General features: G+C 66.6%; 1 protein-coding gene and 2 pseudogenes. 2 read left to right on the top strand and 1 reads right to left on the bottom strand.

The window, feature by feature from the left end; genetic code table 11:
- Window positions 1–504, top strand: a pseudogene (locus tag AB0D27_RS45225) (hypothetical protein); the annotation flags it as partial.
- Window positions 505–1,191: 687 nt separating this feature from the next.
- On the opposite strand, the pseudogene AB0D27_RS45220 reads toward AB0D27_RS45225, so the two are convergent.
- Window positions 1,192–2,267 (bottom strand): annotated as a pseudogene (locus AB0D27_RS45220) (IS630 family transposase).
- Window positions 2,268–2,533: 266 nt separating this feature from the next.
- On the opposite strand from AB0D27_RS45220, the gene AB0D27_RS45215 reads away from it, so the two are divergent.
- The coding region (locus AB0D27_RS45215; protein WP_362521452.1) for an IS630 family transposase at window positions 2,534–3,345 on the top strand (812 nt) is incomplete at its 3' end.

Here is a 3,345-nt window from a genome sequence, read left to right as displayed (position 1 = left end):
GCCGCGGGCGCCGAGGTCGATCTCGACATGATGCGGCCCAAGGTGCGGGAGGCGTACTTCAACCTCTCGGCGATGGTGGCCGAGGACATCGCACGCCACCAGCAGTCGCGGACTCTGGGACGTCACGGGAACCCGCAACCGCGCGTTGCGACGCCACTACGGGGCCAGGCGCCGGGCAGCTCCACCCCGCAAGGATGGCAACCGCGCTCCCACCGGTGCGGGGCCGCGTCGTTGAGTTGGCGCCGTCCTTCCGCTCCGCGGACGTCGCCAACCATCATCAAGTCGATCGAGACGATGCCGAAGGCCGCGGGCAACATCTATGGCCAGGACGGTTACTGGAGCTGGTGGTCGGCGGTTCCGGCGGGCTCCTCCGATGAGTCCTCCGACGGTTCGAGCTCGACGGGCGTCATCATCGGCATCGTCGCGGGCGTCGTCGTCCTTGTGGGCGCCGGGGCGTTCTTCGCGACCGCGACGGGCCCGGAGTGCACCGCTTCGATGGTCTGAACCAAATGGCACGGAATTCGCGGCAACTCGTTATTTCCGCAGGCCACATGGGGTTCACGCGCCGTCGACGCGTGCAGACCGCCGCTGATAGACACACACATCAACCCCGGCCCCGCCTTGGAGGTGATCACCGGCAGACTTCCGCCCCGCTGCTTCCCACGGAGAGGATGATCATGGATAAAGCGCTTCTCTTGGCGACGATCGTGATCATGATCGCGGAGATCGTCACCGCGCTTCATCTCATGCTCGGGTAGTTCCCCTGGCAGGGCTCTGGACGCGGTCTTGATTTGAAGATCGCCGGTCGCATCCACCTGGATGCAAGCGCCCCGGCCCGGCTGAGCGCCATCAGGCGACCCGGCCAACTGTTAGGTGACCGGGTCGCCCAGTTCACCCAGTCCCCCGGATGAACGGTGCCATCACACCGCCGGGGGACCTTTATTGTCCAGTCGGCAGACCCTCCACAGGAACGGAGGGTGACGCCCAGCACGCAGAAGCCTCCCGTACCGGCAAGACACTGGGTGATCAGCCTGCGGCGCGGTGGTCACGAGGGAGATGGGGCGGATCTTCTCGGCGATCGCGGGTGCGCGGACGGGCTCGGCTGGCACCGGCCAGCCGGTGTCGGCGGGTCGGTGTGCGATGAGCTCGTCGGCGGATGTGTTGGATCGAGAGCCGCGGGAGGTGTACGAGCTAGTGTCCTGCGCCGGAGATCCGTCGGCAGAATCGGGCGAGGGAGTCGAGGATTTCTTCGGCTGTCTTGGTCCAGATGAACGGCTTGGGGTCTTCGTTCCAGTCCTTGACCCATGCCCGGATGTCGGCTTCCAGGGCCTGGATGTTCTTGTGTGCGCCTCGGCGGATCATCTGGTGGGCCAGGTAGCCGAACCACCGCTCGACCTGGTTGATCCAGGACGAGCCGGTCGGGGTGAAGTGCAGCTCGAACCGCGGGTGTTTGGCCAGCCAGGACTTGATCGCCGGTGTCTTGTGGGTGCCGTAATTGTCCACGATCAGGTGGATCTGCAGGTGAGCGGGCACCTCCTTGTCGATCCGGATCAGGAACTTCTTGAACTCCGCGGCCCGGTGCCGGCGGTGCAGGGCCGTGATGACCTCACCCGTGGCGACATCGAACGCGGCGAACAGCGTGGTCAGGCCGTTGCGCACATAGTCGTGGGTGCGCCGCTCGGGCATGCCCGGCATCATCGGCAGCACCGGCTGGGACCGGTCCAGGGCCTGGATCTGCGACTTCTCGTCCACCGACAGCACCACCGCACCCTCGGGCGGGTTGAAGTACAGGCCCACGACGTCGTAGACCTTCTCCACGAACAACGGGTCCGTCGACAGCTTGAAGGTGTCCGCCAGATGCGGCTTGAGCTGGAACTGCCGCCAGATACGGCCCACCGTCGACTTCGACAGACCACTGTGCTCGGCCATCGATGTCCGTGACCAGTGGGTGGCGTTCTTCGGGAGCTGTTCCAGCGTGGTGACCACGACCGCTTCCACCTGATCGACACTGATGGTGGGCGGCCGGCCCGGCCGGGGCTCGTCCGCCAGCCCGTCCAGCCGCTCGGCGAGGAAGCGTCGGCGCCACTTGCGGACGGTGTCCGCGGTCACCCGCAGATCCCGGGCGACCGCGACGATCGGCGGTACCTCCGGGCCCGCGCACGCCAGCACGATCCGCGCGCGCAGGGCCAGGGCTTGGGCCGATGTCGCCCGACGCGTCCACCGCTCCAACACCGCCGCTCATCATCAGACAGCAGTAACGGTTCCAGTTTCGGGCCCCGACGAGGAACTGACGCACCAGCAGCAGAAGTCACGCAACTACTAACGATCAACTACTGGCGCAGGACACTAGTGTGATGCGCCGGAATTGGTGAGACTAAGTCTGTAGGCTGTTTTCATGGTGTCTCGGGGTCCTCGTGCTGTCGAAGTGGTGCTGTCTGCCGAGGAGCGGTCGGAGCTGTCGTGTTGGGCGGGTGGTGCGGTGTCGGCCCGTGTGGCGGAGCGGGCCCGGATCATTTTGGCCTGTGCGGAGGGAGTGTCAAATACCGGTGTTGCGGCGGACTTCGGGGTCTCCACGGAGACGGTGCGCAAGTGGCGCTCGCGGTTCGTGGCCCGGCGGATGGGGGGCCTGGTGGACGAGCCGCGGCCGGGCCGGCGCAAGCCGGAGCTGGTGCTCTCCGAGGCCGAACGTGCGGAGCTGACCCGCTGGGCGCGGCGGGCGAAGACCGCGCAGTTCCTGGCGCTGCGGGCGAAGATCGTGCTGCGGTGCGCGGAAGGCGGGACGAACAAGGAGATCGCCGCCGAACTCGGTGTATCGCAGGCAACGGTGAACCGCTGGCGGTCGAGGTTCATCCGGTTGCGGCTGGATGGGCTGAGTGATGAGCCGCGTCCCGGCAGGCCGCCCTCGATCCTGCTGGATCAGGTCGAAAACGTGCTCACGGCGACGCTGGAGTCCACTCCGGGCAAGGACACCCACTGGTCGCGGGCCTCGATGGCGAAGCACTCCGGGCTGTCGAAGTCCACCATCGGGCGGATCTGGAAGAAGTTCGACCTCAAGCCACATCTCCAGGACGCCTTCAAGCTCTCCACCGACCCGCAGTTCATCGCGAAGGTCGTCGACGTCGTCGGCCTGTACCACCATCCGCCCGAGAAAGCGGTGGTGCTGTGCGTGGACGAGGAGAGCCAAATCCAGGCGCTGGACCGGTCCCAGCGGGTGCTGCCGATGATGCCGGGCATGCCCGAGCGGCGCACCCACGACTACTACCGGCACGGCATCACCAGCCTGTTCGCGGCTTTCAACATCGCCGACGGCAGCGTCATATCGGAACTGCACCGCCGCCACCGGGC

This window comes from Streptomyces sp. NPDC048415 (assembly GCF_040651675.1).
GTDB lineage: Bacteria > Actinomycetota > Actinomycetes > Streptomycetales > Streptomycetaceae > Streptomyces.
Note: the sequence above shows the minus strand (reverse complement) of the source record. Positions and strands in the feature narration are given on the sequence as shown.